Origin of the sequence: Geodermatophilus sp. DSM 45219 (genome assembly GCF_900104025.1) — a bacterium.
Classification (GTDB): domain Bacteria; phylum Actinomycetota; class Actinomycetes; order Mycobacteriales; family Geodermatophilaceae; genus Geodermatophilus.
The window spans coordinates 116163-130099 of sequence record NZ_FNIQ01000009.1 but is presented as its reverse complement, the minus strand read 5'-3'; the positions used below and the strand labels follow the sequence as shown (position 1 = coordinate 130099).

The following is a 13937-nucleotide window of genomic DNA, read 5'->3' as shown; positions in this document are numbered from 1 at the left end:
GGTCACCCTCCCCCGCCGGGGCGGGGCGGGGCCAGCCCCGGCTCAGCGCAGGACGACGGCCGAGGGGGCGCTGACGTCGATGGTGTCGGCCGGGTCGAGGGCCCCGGTGCGCAGCTGATCGAGCAGCGCGCCCAGCGCGGCGGCCTTGGTCCCGGCGTCCTCGGCGCTGCCCCACAGCACGGTGGTGCCGTCCTCCAGGGTGAGCGTGACGTCCTCGGCGGTGGTCGCCTGCGCGCCGGCCACCGCGCCGCGGACGTCGTCGGGCAGCGCGACCAGCGCCGCGAGCGCGGCCCGGGTGGCCCGGTCCCCGGGTCCGGGGTCGGCGACGTCGAGCGGCACCACGCCGACCGGCGGGTAGCCGGTCACCGTGTCGAAGAGCACGCCGTCGGCGTCCACCAGCGAGCGCAGGCCGTCCTGCTCGACCACCGCGACCGGCACCCGCTCGGCCACGGTGACGACGACGCTGCGCGGCCAGCCGCGGGTCACCTCGACGCCGGCCACCTGGGGCAGCCGGGCGACGCGGGCCTCCGCGGCCTCGACGTCGACCCGCATCAGCGGCGTCCCCTGCGCGATGCCGGCCACGTCGACGACCTCGGCGGAGGTCAGCGTGCCGGCGCCGTCCACCCGGACGGTGCCGACGGTGAACAGCGGGCCGGCCCACAGCAGCCAGGCCAGCAGGCCGAGGACCGCGACGAGTCCCCCGCCGCGCACCAGCAGCCGGCGGCGGCGCTCGGCCGGGCCGCTGCGCCGGGCCGTCGCGGCCGGGCGACGGCGCGGGCGCGGCTCGCCGCCGGCCCGCGAGGACCCCCCGCCGCGTGCGCGGTCGCTGGTGGTGAGGCCCGATCGGCTCACCGCGCCCCGTCCTCCGCAGCGCCGCTGTCCGGCGACCCGGACGGGTCCGGGCCGTGGGGGTGGGCAGGGCGCGAGCGCAGCGCCTCGAGCACCTCCGGGCCGACCATCGAGACGTTGCCGGCGCCCATGGTGATCACCAGGTCGCCGGGGCGGGCACGGTCGGCCAGCGCCGGGGCGGCGGCGGACCAGGAGGGCTCGAAGTGCACCCGCTCGGCCGGCAGCGCCACCGCGTCGGCGACCATCGCGCCGGTGACGCCGGGGACCGGGTCCTCGCGGGCGCCGTAAACGTCCATCACCACGACCTCGTCGGCCAGGCCCAGCGCCGTCCCGAACGCGCCGGCGAACTCCCGGGTGCGGCTGTACAGGTGCGGCTGGAAGGCCACCACCACCCGGCCGGGGCCGGCGACCGCCCGCGCGGCGCGCAGCTGCGCCTCGACCTCGGTGGGGTGGTGGGCGTAGTCGTCGTAGACCCGCACGCCGCCGACGGTGCCCTTGAGCTCGAACCGGCGGTGCACCCCGCCGAACCGGCCCAGGCCGGTGACCAGCTGCTCGGCGGGCAGGCCCAGCTCCAGTCCGGCCAGCAGCGCGGCCGCGCTGTTGCGGGCCATGTGCTCGCCGGGCACCCGGATCTGCACCCGGCCGAGCACCTCGCCGTCGAGGACGGCGGTCCAGGCGGTGGTCTCCGGGCCGACCTCGACGTCGACCAGCCGCAGGTCGGCGTCGGCTGCGGTGCCGTAGGTGCGCACCCGGGCCGGGGTGGGCACGCCGCGCAGCCGCGCCGATCCGGGGTCGTCGGCGCAGAGGACGACGAAGCCGTCGGGGTGCACCGTCTGCAGGAACCGGTCGAAGGCGGCCTCGACGGCGGCCAGGTCGCCGTAGTTGTCCAGGTGGTCGGCCTCGACGTTGGTGACGATCGCGCCGTACGGGGCGAGCAGCAGGAACGACCGGTCGCTCTCGTCGGCCTCGGCGACGAAGACGTCGCCCTCGCCGGAGTGCGCGTTGCTGCCGGACTCGTTGAGGTCGCCGCCGATCGCGAACGACGGGTCGACGCCGCAGGCCTGCACGGCGACGGTGAGCATCGAGGTGGTCGAGGTCTTCCCGTGGGTGCCGGCCACCGCGACGCTGCGCCGCCCGGCCATCACCGCGGCCAGCGCCACCGCCCGCGGCAGCACGCGCAGGCCGCGCTCACGGGCCGCGGCCAGCTCGGGGTTGTCCTCGCGGATGGCGGTGGACACCACGACGGTGTCGGCGTCCCCGAGGTGGGCCGGGTCGTGGCCGAGCTCCACCCGGGCGCCCAGCGCGCGCAGCGCCAGCAGCGTCGGGGTGTCCCGGCGGTCGCTGCCCGACACGCGGACGGCGCGGGCCAGCAGGATGCGGGCGATCCCGCTCATCCCGGCTCCGCCGATGCCGACGAAGTGCACCGCGCCCAGCTCCTCCAGGCTCGGCACCGGGTCGGTCCAGGCGGCCACCGCGGCGGCGCTCACTTCCCTGCCACCGCCAGCACGATGTCGGCCAGCCGGTCGTCGGCGTCGCGCGCCCCCGCCGCCGCGGCGTGCTCGGCGTACCGGGCCAGCGCGGCCGGGTCGGTCACCATCGGGATGACGTGCTCCTCGATCCAGGACGGCGACAGGTCCGCGTCGTCCACCAGCAGTCCGCCCCCGGCCTCCACGACCGGGACGGCGTTGCGCCGCTGCTCGCCGTTGCCGATGGGCAGCGGCACGAACACCGCCGGCAGCCCGACCGCGGACAGCTCGGCCACGGTGACCGCGCCGGCCCGGCACAGCGCCAGGTCGGCGGCGGCGTAGGCGAGGTCCATCCGCTCGAGGTAGTCGACGACGACGTAGGGCGCCTGCCCCGGCGTCCGCGGCGGCACGGTCACGTCGGTGTTCTTGGGGCCGCGGGCGTGCAGCACCTGCACCCCGGCGGCGGTGAGCGCGTCGGCGGCGCCCACGGCGGCCCGGTTCAGCGACGCCGCGCCCTGCGAGCCGCCGACGACGAGCAGCGTGGGGCGGTCGGCGTCCAGGCCGAAGGCGGCCCGGGCCTCGGCGCGGCGGGCCGGGCGGTCCAGCGCGCCGATCGCCGTCCGCAGCGGCATGCCGACGTGCTCCCCGCCGTGCAGGGGCGTGCCCGGCACGGTGACCGCGACCCGCTCGGCGATGCGGGCGCCGACCCGGTTGGCCAGCCCCGGCAGCGCGTTCTGCTCGTGCACCACGACCGGCACCCGCTCGAGGCGGGCGGCCAGGTAGGCCGGCAGCGCGACGTAGCCGCCGAAGCCGACGACGACGTCGGCGGCCAGCTCGCGCAGCAGTGCGCGGGTCTCGGCCACCGAGCGGACCACCCGGCCGGGCACCCGCAGCAGGTCCGGCGTGGGCCGGCGCGGCAGCGGGACCGGCGGGATCAGCCGCAGGTCGTAGCCCCGGGCGGGGACCAGCCGGGTCTCCATGCCCCGGGCGGTGCCCAGGCAGGTGATCCGCAGGGCCGGCTCGCGGCGCTGCAGGGCGTCGGCCAGCGCCAGCATCGGCTCGATGTGCCCGCCGGTGCCGCCGCCGGCCAGCACCACGCTGCGCTGCTCACGCCCCCGTCCGCTCACCGGGGCCGCCGGGGCTGCTCGGGAGCGCTCGCCCGCGCGCGGGGCGGCGGCTGCCGGCGCGCCTCGGGCACCCGGCCGCGGGGCTCGGCCGTCCGCCGCTCGCGGACCGGCGCCCGCTCGTGCGCGCCCCGCTCCCCCGGCGGGACCGGGACGACGCGGGCGACGGTGCGTGCCCCGCTGCCGCTGGGCCGGCGGCTCGGGCGCTCGGCCGTGCTCCCGGCGGTGCGCTCCGCGGGCCGGCGGGCACCGCGCGGGCGCACCGGCTCGACGGCCTGACCGGGGACCGGGAGCAGCCAGCGCGACAGGCGGCCGCGCTCGGTGCGCTGCAGGTGCTCGACGGCCTCGGGCTCGGAGCGGGCGAAGCGCATGAGCAGCCCGACGATGAACAGGGTGAGCACCAGCGAGGTGCCACCGGCGGACACCAGCGGCAGCGTGAGACCGGTGACCGGCAGCAGACCCACCACGTAGCCCATGTTCAGCGCCGCCTGGCCGACCAGCCACACGGTGATCGCCACGCAGGCCAGCTGCACGAAGCGGTCGGCCGAGCGGCGGGCGATCCGGAAGCCGGCGTGGGCCAGCACGCCGTAGAGGGCGACCACGACCAGGCAGCCGAGGAAGCCCAGCTCCTCGCCGATGATCGCGAAGATGTAGTCCGACTCGGCCTCGGGCAGCAGGTTCCACTTCATCGCGCTGTTGCCCAGGCCCACGCCCCACAGCCCGCCGGTGGCCAGCGCGTAGAAGCCGCGGATGGCCTGGAAGCCGGCGTTGGAGGGGTCGGCGAAGGGGTCCAGGAACGAGGTGATCCGCTCCCAGCGGTACGGGGCGGTCCACGCCATGAGGAACAGGGCACCGGCGCCGACGACGGCGAAGCCGGCCCAGTACCGCAGCGGCAGCCCCCCGGCCCACAGCAGTCCGGCCAGCACCAGGCCGAGGCTGACGATCGCGCCGAAGTCCGGCTCCTGGAGGAGCAGGACCGACAGGACGCCGAACACGGGCAGCAGCGGCACCAGGAGCGTCTTCAGGGTCTGGAAGCGGTCGCGGAGCGCCAGGATGTGCGCGCCCCACAGCGCGAAGACCAGCTTGGCCAGCTCCGAGGGCTGGAACTGCGTGAACCCCAGGTCGATCCAGGCCCGCGAGCCGTTCAGCTCCAGGCCGATGCCCGGGACCAGCACCGCGACCAGCAGCACCGCGGACACGATCAGCCCGACCGGTGCCCAGCGGCGGACGAAGGCGACCGGCAGCCGCACCGCGACCAGCAGGGCGACCAGCCCGATGCAGGCGAAGACCAGCTGGTCGATGCCGGGCCGCCAGGCCGGCTGGTCGTCGAGCGCGGCCTCGATGGCCGAGGCGGAGAAGACCATGACCAGGCCGATGGCCAGCAGCATGCCGGCCGCGCCGACCACCAGCTGGAAGCTGGTCATCGGGCCGTCGAGCCAGGCGGGGGCGGGGAACCGGCGGACCGGCGCCCGGCGGCCGGTCGGCACGCCCCGGCGCCGCCCGGGGGCGGTCGGGACGCCGGGAGACTGCATCGGGCCATCGTGACCGGTGGGACGGCCCTCCCGGTGGACCGTCCGGGCGTGTCGCGGTGAGGTGCTGGAGCGGCCACGCTCCAGGGGCCCGCGCCGAGCGTGCGAGGCGTGGGGGACGGCCCCGTCCGGAGGCTCGCCACGAGCGTGCGGGTGGTGAGGGGGACGGGGTCCTTCTACCTCCTTCACAGGCCCGCGATCGCCAGCCAGTCGGCGTAGAACAGGCCCAGCCCGAACGCCACCGACATCCCGGTCACCAGCCAGAAGCGCACGATGACCGTGTTCTCGGTCCAGCCGGCCAGCTCGAAGTGGTGGTGCAGCGGGGCCATCCGGAACACCCGGCGGCGGGTGGCCCGGAAGAAGGCCACCTGGATGACCACCGACAGGGTGACCGCGACGAAGAGCCCGCCGAGGACGACGAGCAGCAGCTCGGTGCGGGTGACGACGGCCAGCCCTGCGAGCAGCCCGCCCAGGGCGAGCGATCCGGTGTCGCCCATGAAGATCCGCGCCGGGCTGGTGTTCCACCACAGGAACCCGAGGCAGGCGCCGAGCCCGGCGGCGGCGACCAGGGTGATGTCGAGGGGGTCGCGGACGGTGTAGCACCCGGCGATCGCCTCGCCGGTGCAGTCGTGTGTGAACTGCCAGAACGAGATGATCGTGTAGGCGCCACAGACCATCGCCGAGCAGCCGGCGGCCAGCCCGTCCAGGCCGTCGGTCAGGTTCACCGCGTTGGAGAACCCGGCGATGAACAGGTACGCCAGCAGCACGAAGCCGATCGAGCCGAGGTAGAGCGGCTCGATGTCGCGGACGTAGGAGACGAACTGCGAGGCCGGGGTGATGCCGGCCTCGTCGGGGAAGTTCAGCGCCAGCACGGCGAAGGCCACGCCGATCACCAGCTGCCCGACCAGCTTGGCGGTCTTGTTGAGCCCCAGGCTGCGCCGGAAACGGATCTTCAGGTAGTCGTCGAGGAAGCCGACGGTGCCCAGGCCCACCATCAGGAACAGCACCATCAGGCCGCTGGCGGTGACCCCGCGACCGGGCTGGTCGAGCAGGAACAGGTGGGCGATGAAGTAGCCGCCGACCGTGGCCCCGACGATGACGGTGCCGCCCATGGTGGGCGTGCCCTTCTTCGACAGGTGGCTCTCCGGGCCGTCGTCCCGGATCTCCTGGCCGAAGCCCTTGCGGCGGAACAGGTGGACGGCGACCGGCGTGGCCAGGATCGAGATGATCAGGCCGAACGCGGCCGCGACGAGGATCGACCTCACGCGCCTGCCCCGGCGTCGAGCAGCTCGGCCGCGAGGACCTCCAGCCCGTAGGACCGGCTGGCCTTCACCAGCACGACGTCTCCGGGCACCAGCACCTCCGTCAGCAGTTCCCGGGCGACCGCCCGGTCGGGCACGCGCACCGCGCCCTCGTCCGTGCCCTCGCCCCGACCCACCCCGGCGGCGAGCGCACCGTCGGCTATCCCTACCGCATCGGGCCCGACGGCCACGACCAGGTCCACCCCGGCGGCCACCGCGTCGCGGCCCAGCCGTTCGTGCTCGTCCGCCGCTCCGGGGCCGAGCTCGGCCATCGCGCCGAGGACGGCGACCCGCCGGCGGGCGGGCAGCCCGGCCAGCGCCGCGAGCGCCGCGCGCATCGACTCGGGATTGGCGTTGTAGGCGTCGTTGACCACGGTGACGCCGTCGGCCCGTCGGGTGACCTCCATCCGCCAGCGGCTGCGCGGCTCGGCCGCCGACAGCGCGGCGGCGACCGCTCCCGGCGTCATCCCGGCGGCCAGGGCGGCGCCCGCGGCCGACAGCGCGTTGGCCACCTGGTGCTCGCCGACCACCTGCAGCCGCACCGGGGCCCGCTCGCCGCCGGCGAGCAGGGCGAAGCCGGCCCGCCCGGAGTCGTCGAGGACGACGTCCTCGGCGCGGACGTCGGCGTCCCCGGCCCGGCCGGTGGTGACCACGCGGGCCCGGGTGCGCGGCGCCATGCCGATCACGCGACGGTCGTCGGCGTTGAGGACGGCGGTGCCCTCGGCCGGGAGCGCCTCCACCAGCTCGCCCTTGGCGACGGCGATCCCGTCGGCCGAGCCGAACTCGCCCAGGTGGGCCGAGCCGACGTTGAGCACGACGCCGACGTCGGGGCGGGCCACCCGGCACAGCCGGGCGATGTGCCCCGGACCGCGGGAGCCCATCTCCAGCACGAGGAAGCGGGTGTCCTCGTCGGCGTCGAGCACGGTGAGCGGCAGGCCGATGTCGTTGTTGAAGGAGCCGGGTGGGCTGACCGTGGCGCCGGCGGTGGCCAGCACCTGGCCCAGCAGGTCCTTGGTGCTGGTCTTGCCCGAGGAGCCGGTGATGCCCACCGTCGTCAGGTCGCCGGCGGACAGCCGGCGGTGCACGGCCGCGGCCAGCCGGCCCAGCGCGGCGACCGGCTCGTCGACGACGACGCAGGGCAGCGCGCCGTCGGGGCGGGTGGTCAGCGCGGCGACCGCGCCGGCGGCCGCGGCGGCGCCGAGGTAGTCGTGCCCGTCGACCCGCTCCCCGGGGATGGCGACGAACAGGTCCCCGGAGGCCACGGCGCGGGAGTCCACGGTGACCTTCCCGGTGACGCTGCCCTCGCCTGCGGTCAGCTCGCCACCCACCGCCTCGGCGACCTCGGCCAGGCTCATCTGGATCACGCGGGAGGCTCCACTCCGGCCCGGGCGGACTCCGCCAGGGCCTCGCGCAGCACGGCGCGGTCGTCGAACGGGTGCAGGGTGCCGGCCACGTCCTGGCCGGTCTCGTGGCCCTTGCCGGCCACCAGGACGGCGTCCCCGGGCCCGGCGCGGGCGACGGCGGCGGCGATCGCGGCGCGGCGGTCGCCGATCTCGACCACGCGGCCCCGTCCGTCGGCAGGGACGCCGGCCAGCACCGCCGCGCGGATGGCGGCGGGGTCCTCCGAGCGCGGGTTGTCGTCGGTGACCACGAGCAGGTCGCTCCACCGCGCCGCGGCCTCCCCCATCGCCGCCCGCTTGCCGGGGTCGCGGTCGCCGCCGCAGCCGAGCACGGTGATCACCCTGCCCGGGGTCGAGGCGCGCAGCGCGGCCAGCGCGGTGGCGACGGCGTCGGGGGTGTGCGCGTAGTCCACGACGGCGACGAAGGGCTGGCCGGCGTCCACCGGCTCCATCCGGCCGGGCACCACGGTCTCGGCGACCCCGGCCAGGGCCGTCTCCACGGGCACGCCGACCGCGTCGAGCAGCGCCACGGCGAGGACGGCGTTGGCGACGTTGAACGCCCCGGGCAGCCGCACCCGCCCGGGCCGGCGGCGCCCGCCGGGGCCGGTGAGGGTGAACGCCGTCCCGCCGCCGGGGGCGGGGGTCAGGCCGGTCGCCGTCCAGTCCGCCGGCGCACCACGGGTCGAGACGGTGACCGCGCGGTCGCCGAGCATGCCGGCCAGCCGCCGCCCGTACGGGTCGTCGACGTCGACCACCTCGACGGCGGCCCGCCCGTCGAAGAGCCGGGCCTTGGCGCGGAAGTAGTCCTCGAGGTCGGTGTGGAAGTCCAGGTGGTCGCGGCCGAGGTTGGTGAACCCGGCGGCGGCGAACGGGATGCCGCCCACCCGGCCGAGCACCAGCGCGTGGCTGGAGACCTCCATGACGACCGTCTGCACGCCGGCGTCGGCCATCCGGGCCAGCAGCGCGTGCAGGGCCGGGGCCTCCGGGGTCGTCCGCACGCTGGGCAGGGCGGTGACCGTCGGCGTGCCGTCCGCGGCGCGGCCGCGGGTGCGGGTCTCCACGGTGCCGACCAGTCCGGTGGCCCGGCCCGCGGCGGCCAGGCCCGCCTCGACCAGGTAGCTGGTCGTCGTCTTGCCGTTGGTGCCGGTGATCCCGATGACCTGCAGCCGCCGGGCCGGCTCCCCGTAGACGCGGGCGGCGACCGCGCCGAGCAGCCCGCGCGGGTCGTCCACGACGCACACCGGGAGGCCGGTGGCGGTGGACTCGGCGGCGCCCGTGGGGTCGGTGAGCACGGCGACCGCGCCACGGGAGGCGGCGTCGGCGGCGTACCGGGCGCCGTGCGTGCGCGCGCCGGGCAGGGCCGCGTAGAGGTCACCGGGCCCCACCTCGGACGACGCCAGCGTCACCCCGGTGACCGCGGTGGCGGCGTCCCCCTGGACCGGCGGACCGAGCAGGTCGGCGAGGTCGGCGAGGGTCAGCGGGCCGGTGTCCGTCCCTCGGGGCGCCGTCCCCCTCCCGCTCTCGCTCACGGGACTCCAATCTACCGGCGGCCCGGTCCCGGGCCGCCGCCCACACACGGTGGGCGCGCCACCCGTCGACGGCGGCCCCGTCCCCGGCCCGGTGACGTACGGGAACGGCCCCCTGCAGGGTCCCGCCGCGGGCCTGCGAGTGGCGGGGGGCAGGGGGTCCTTACTCCTCGGGCCCGGTGAGCACGAAGTCCGGTCGCGGCGTCCCGGACGGCACGATGCCGTCGGCGGTCAGCGCCTGGCGCAGGATGTCGGCGAAGACCGGTGCGGCCACCTGGCCGCCCTCGGCGTCGCTCCCCGGCCGCTCCAGGTCGACGGCCACGACGTACTGCGGGTCGTCGGCCGGGGCGAAGCCCACGAACGTGGTCACGTAGCCGCCGCCGGCGTAGCAGTTGCACTCGGGGTTGGCCCGCTGGGCGGTGCCGGTCTTGCCGGCCACCCGGAAGCCGTCGACCTGCGCCAGCGGTGCGGTGCCCCCAGGGCCGACGACGGCCTCGAGCATGTACGCGACGTCCTCGGCGGTGGACTCGCTGAGCACCTGGGTGGTGTCCGGCGCCGGCGTGGGCTCGCCGCCGACCGAGGAGACGATGCGCGGCTCGATGCGCAGGCCGTCGTTGGCGATCGCCTGGTACACCGACGCCATCTGCAGCGTGGTGACCGAGACGCCCTGGCCGATCGGCACGTTGGCCGCCCGGCTCGCGGTCCACTCGCCGGACTCCTCGAGGATGCCGGCGCTCTCGCCGGGCAGCTCGATGCCGGTGGTGCGGCCCAGGCCGAACGCCCGGAGGTACTCCTCCATCGTGGTGTCCCCGACCTCGCGGGCCAGCATGATCGTGCCGACGTTGCTCGACTTGGCGAGGATGCCGGTGACCGTCCAGTCGATCGGCTCGTGCGGGTGGGCGTCGCGCACCACGACGTCCCCTGCCTCGATGGAGCCGTCCACGCTGAGCACGGTGACGGGGGTTGCCGCCCCCTCCTCGATCGCCGCGGCCAGGGTGACCGCCTTGAGCACCGAGCCGGGCTCGAAGACGCTGGAGACGATCGGGTTGCCCAGCAGGTCCGGATCGGTCTGCGAGTAGTTGCCGGGGTCGTAGCCCGGGCAGGAGCCCATCGCGGCGACCTGCCCGGTGTGCACGTCCAGGACGACGGCCGAGGCCCGGGTCGTGTAGCCGTCCTGGCAGGCCTGCTGCAGCCGCTGCTCGGTGACGAACTGCAGGTCCGAGTCGATGGTCAGCTCCACGTCGCGGCCGTCGACGGCCGGGGTGGACTCGTCGATGCCCGAGGGGATCGGGTGCCCGCCGCTGCCCACCTCGACCCGCCGCTCCCCCGGCGTCCCGGCGAGCTGCTCGTCGAAGGTCTGCTCGATGCCGGCGAGCCCGGAGCCCTCCCGGCCGACGAAGCCGACGACCTGCCCGGCGACCGACCCGGCCGGGTAGGCGCGCACCGGGTCGTCCTCGGAGAAGACGCCGGGCAGGCCCAGCTCCTCGACCTCGTCGACGACCTCCGGCTCGACCTGCGAGGCCAGCACGACGTAGCGGCCGTCCTCGGACAGCAGCTCGGTGAGCTCGCTGGCCGGGACGTCGAGCAGCGTGGTCAGCGCCAGGGCGGTGCGGGCCGGGTCGGCGATCAGCGTCGGGTCGGCGGTGATCCGGGAGGCCGCGAGCGTGTAGGCCAGCGGGTTGCCGTCGCGGTCGACCACCGAGCCGCGCAGCGGCGCGATGACGTTGGTGTCGATGCGGTCCTGGGTGGCGGCGAGGGCGTACTCGCCGCTGTCGACGCCCTGCAGGAGCCACAGCTTGCCGGTGATCACCAGCAGCGGGACGACGACGAGCACGAAGCCGATGGAGAAGCGGCGGTGGCTGGTCCGCAGCGCCGCGGGGGCGCGCCGGCTGCCCGGCGCACGGCGGGAGGCGAAGGCGCCGGTACCGCCCTCGTGCAGCGGGGTGCGGTCGGCCGGACGCCGGCGGGGGGCGGGCGGTCGGGGTGCGGCGGGCACGGTCAGTCCTCACCGCCGGTGACCGGCTCCGCGGGGAGCTCCGGCTCCTCCTCGGGCTCCGGCGCCTCGGCCGGGACGGGCTCGCCGCGCAGCGTCACCGTGCCGTCCTCGCCGACGACGAGGTACCCGGCCGGCCCGGCGGGGACCATGCCGGCCGCCCGGGCCGCCTCGGCGAGCTCCACGGGGGTGTCGCCGGCGATGACCCGGCGCTCGAGCCGCTGGACCTCCTGGGCGCGGTCCTCGTTGGCCGCCGCGAGCTGGGTCGCCTTGAGCGAGTTGACCGCGATCGCGGTGTTGAGGAACAGCAGCCCCAGGGTGGTGGCGACGAGCAGGGTCACCACGAGCAGCACCAGCCGGGCGCGAGGGGCACCGACGGCGCTGCGGACGCGGGCTGCGGGCGAGCCGTCCGCGACCGGCCGGGGCACCGGCGCAGGGGCCGGGGTGGGGCGGGTGCCGGTCCGGGCCCGCAGCGTGCCGGCCCGGACCGGTGCGGTGTGCGCGCGGACCGGGCGGGCCGGTGCCTCGGTACCGGCCCCGGGCCGCTCACCGGTCGCCGGCAGCCCCTGGAGGGACCCCGTCCTCCCCACCCTCCGGGAGCCCGGGGTGGGACCTGCGACGGGACCGCGGCGGGCCTCCGCGAGGGGGAGCGGGACGGGGTCCTTCCTCAGCGGCGGCGGGGTGCGGCGGCCGGGGAGGTCCCCGGACGGGCTCCCCGCCGCACGGGCGGTGGCGCTCATGCGGCCTCCTCCTCACCGTCGCGCGCCGGCCGTGTGCGCGGCCCGCGCGTCGTCGTCCCCGTGGTGTCCCCCGCGCGTCGACGGGACGGCGCCGGCCCGGTCACGTGGCCCGCCGGATGCGCTCGGCGGCCCGCACGCGGGCCGACGCGGCCCGCGGGTTGGCCGCGACCTCCGCCTCCGACGGCGCCTCGCCGCCGCGGGTCAGCAGCCGCAGCGTCGGGCTCAGCTCGGGCAGCGGCACCGGCATCCCCGGCGGCGTGCGGTCGACGGCGCCGGCCGCGAGGGTCTGCTTGACGATGCGGTCCTCGAGGGAGTGGAAGGTGATGACGGCCAGGCGCCCGCCGACGGCCAGCGCGTCCAGGGCGGCCGGCAGCGCCCGCTCCAGCACCCCGAGCTCGTCGTTGACCTCGATCCGCAGCGCCTGGAACGTGCGCTTGGCCGGGTGCCCGCCGGTGCGCCGGGTGGCCGCGGGGATCGAGTCGCGCACCAGGTGCGCCAGCCGCTCGGTGGAGGTGAACGGCGCGCGCGCCCGCTCGCGGACGACGGCCTGGGCGATCCGGGTGGCGAACCGCTCCTCGCCGTAGACGCGCAGCACGCGGGCCAGCTCGCCGACCGGGTAGGTGTTCACGACGTCGGCGGCCGTGCGCGGGCCCGAGGGGTCCATGCGCATGTCCAGCGGGGCGTCCGCGGCGTAGCTGAAGCCGCGGTCGGGGCGGTCCAGCTGCAGCGAGGAGACGCCGAGGTCGAACAGCACCGCCTGCACCTCGGCCAGGCCGAGCCGGTCGAGCACCTCGGGCAGCTCGTCGAAGACCGCGGGGGCGACGGTGGCCCGGTCGGCCACCCCGGCGTCGGCGATCCGGCGGGTGGCCTCGGCCCGGGCGTCCGGGTCGCGGTCCAGGCCGACCAGCCGCAGCCCGGGGTGGGCGCGCAGCAGCGCCAGGGAGTGCCCGGCCAGGCCCAGCGTGGCGTCGACGAGGACGGCGCCCTCGGCGGCACAGGCTGGCCCGAGCAGCTCGGTGACCCGGTCGAGCAGCACGGGCACGTGCACCGCGCGCGGCGCGGGCTCCGTGCTGCTCATCGTCGGCTGCTCCTCAACGGGTCGGGTCGCCCTGGGGGTGCGGGGCCCGTCCATGGTGGGGCCCGGCTGCGGTCGGCGGGTGGAGGAGAGCGGCGTTTCGGCGGTGACGCTGGGGCGCGCGGGCCGACGGGGCGCGCTGGGGAGGGAGGGGCGCGCGACGGACGGTGGGGCGCGGTGGGGATCGTGGGGCGTGGTGGGGCGCCCGCCCGCGGCACCGGCCCGGCCCGCCCCCCGCGGGGTCCGCCTGGCGCCGGGGAAGTACGTCAGGTGGAGCCCCGCGGGGACGGGCAGGCGCGCGCCGGTGGGGACCGGCGGCGCGCCCGGTGGGCGGTGCGTCTCCTCCGGAGCCACTGGGGGTCCGAGCCGCGGGGAAGACGGCTCGGGCCGGTCCGGTCGAGCCGCGGGGAAGTCGGCTCGGTCGGGGAGGAGGGCCCGGAGGGTCGGGGGGACGGGACGTCGGGTCACGAGAGGGTGGGCATCCCCTCGCTCTCCATGTCCGCGTAGGAGGCCTCCTGCTCCGCCACGTAGGCGTCCCAGGTGGCGGCGTCCCAGATCTCGAACCGGGTGTCGACGCCGACGACGACCACGTCGCGGTCGAGGCCGGCGTACTCGCGGAGGGCGACGGGGATGGTGATGCGGCCGGTCTTGTCCGGCTCGACCTCGACCATCGACCCGAAGCTCATGCGGGCGCGCATGCGCGCCGCAGCGGTGTCGGAGGGCGCCATCGCGGCGGCCGCGGCGCTCTGCTCGGCGACCCGGGCCATGGTGAGGCCGTACACGCAGCGCTCCTGGCCCTTCTTGATCACCATGCCGCCGGCCACCTGCTCGCGGAAGCGGACGGGGAGTGCGAGCCGGCCCTTCTCGTCGAGGCGCAACGGGTAGCTGCCGACGAACACCGGATCACCTCCCCCACAGGTCCTCCTCGCACTCC

General features: G+C 77.0%; 11 protein-coding genes. All 11 read right to left on the bottom strand.

Annotated elements, in window-relative coordinates:
• Positions 1-42: 42 nt before the first annotated feature.
• Positions 43-852: a cell division protein FtsQ/DivIB gene (locus BLR12_RS23120; protein ID WP_091382897.1), complete on the bottom strand. Its 810-nt coding sequence runs from the start codon at positions 850-852 to the stop codon at positions 43-45.
• On the bottom strand, positions 849-2336 hold the full coding sequence (gene murC, locus BLR12_RS23115) for a UDP-N-acetylmuramate--L-alanine ligase (protein ID WP_255363724.1): 1488 nt from the start codon (positions 2334-2336) through the stop codon (positions 849-851). The genes BLR12_RS23120 and murC overlap by 4 nt, the downstream gene beginning before the upstream one ends.
• Positions 2333-3442 carry an undecaprenyldiphospho-muramoylpentapeptide beta-N-acetylglucosaminyltransferase gene (gene murG, locus BLR12_RS23110; protein WP_091382895.1) on the bottom strand — a complete coding sequence of 370 codons (1110 nt, stop codon included), beginning with the start codon at positions 3440-3442 and terminating at the stop codon, positions 2333-2335. Before murG ends, murC begins: the two co-directional genes overlap by 4 nt.
• Positions 3439-4971, bottom strand: coding sequence for a putative lipid II flippase FtsW (gene ftsW, locus BLR12_RS23105; protein WP_091382893.1), 1533 nt, complete (start codon positions 4969-4971; stop codon positions 3439-3441). Before ftsW ends, murG begins: the two co-directional genes overlap by 4 nt.
• A 182-nt stretch (positions 4972-5153) precedes the next feature.
• Positions 5154-6233 carry a phospho-N-acetylmuramoyl-pentapeptide-transferase gene (gene mraY, locus BLR12_RS23100; protein ID WP_091382892.1) on the bottom strand — a complete coding sequence of 360 codons (1080 nt, stop codon included), beginning with the start codon at positions 6231-6233 and terminating at the stop codon, positions 5154-5156.
• Positions 6230-7624: a UDP-N-acetylmuramoyl-tripeptide--D-alanyl-D-alanine ligase gene (murF, locus tag BLR12_RS23095; protein ID WP_255363729.1), complete on the bottom strand. Its 1395-nt coding sequence runs from the start codon at positions 7622-7624 to the stop codon at positions 6230-6232. The genes mraY and murF overlap by 4 nt, the downstream gene beginning before the upstream one ends.
• 5 nt (positions 7625-7629) lie before the next feature.
• A complete protein-coding gene (locus BLR12_RS23090; protein ID WP_091382888.1) occupies positions 7630-9198 on the bottom strand; it encodes a UDP-N-acetylmuramoyl-L-alanyl-D-glutamate--2,6-diaminopimelate ligase in 1569 nt (522 codons plus the stop codon).
• A 160-nt stretch (positions 9199-9358) separates the two neighbouring features.
• Positions 9359-11191 (bottom strand): peptidoglycan D,D-transpeptidase FtsI family protein, encoded by a 1833-nt coding sequence (locus BLR12_RS23085; protein WP_091382886.1) that lies wholly within the window; start codon positions 11189-11191, stop codon positions 9359-9361.
• A 2-nt stretch (positions 11192-11193) separates the two neighbouring features.
• On the bottom strand, positions 11194-11778 hold the full coding sequence (locus BLR12_RS24175; RefSeq protein WP_176832653.1) for a cell division protein FtsL: 585 nt from the start codon (positions 11776-11778) through the stop codon (positions 11194-11196).
• A gap of 250 nt (positions 11779-12028) precedes the next feature.
• The gene (rsmH, locus tag BLR12_RS23075) at positions 12029-13006 is read right to left on the bottom strand and encodes a 16S rRNA (cytosine(1402)-N(4))-methyltransferase RsmH (protein ID WP_091382882.1); all 978 of its coding nucleotides are present in this window, start codon (positions 13004-13006) and stop codon (positions 12029-12031) included.
• Between the two features lie 461 nt (positions 13007-13467).
• Complete coding sequence (gene mraZ / locus BLR12_RS23070) at positions 13468-13902, bottom strand: division/cell wall cluster transcriptional repressor MraZ (protein WP_091382881.1); 435 nt, start codon at positions 13900-13902, stop codon at positions 13468-13470.
• Positions 13903-13937 lie beyond the last annotated feature (35 nt).

Excerpts from the sequence above, each read along its gene's own strand:
- ftsW (WP_091382893.1), bottom strand. The coding sequence starts at position 4,971 with ATGCAGTCTCCCGGCGTCCCGACCGCCCCCGGGCGGCGCCGGGGCGTG.
- murF (WP_255363729.1), bottom strand. The coding sequence starts at position 7,624 with ATGAGCCTGGCCGAGGTCGCCGAGGCGGTGGGTGGCGAGCTGACCGCA.
- rsmH (WP_091382882.1), bottom strand. The coding sequence starts at position 13,006 with ATGAGCAGCACGGAGCCCGCGCCGCGCGCGGTGCACGTGCCCGTGCTG.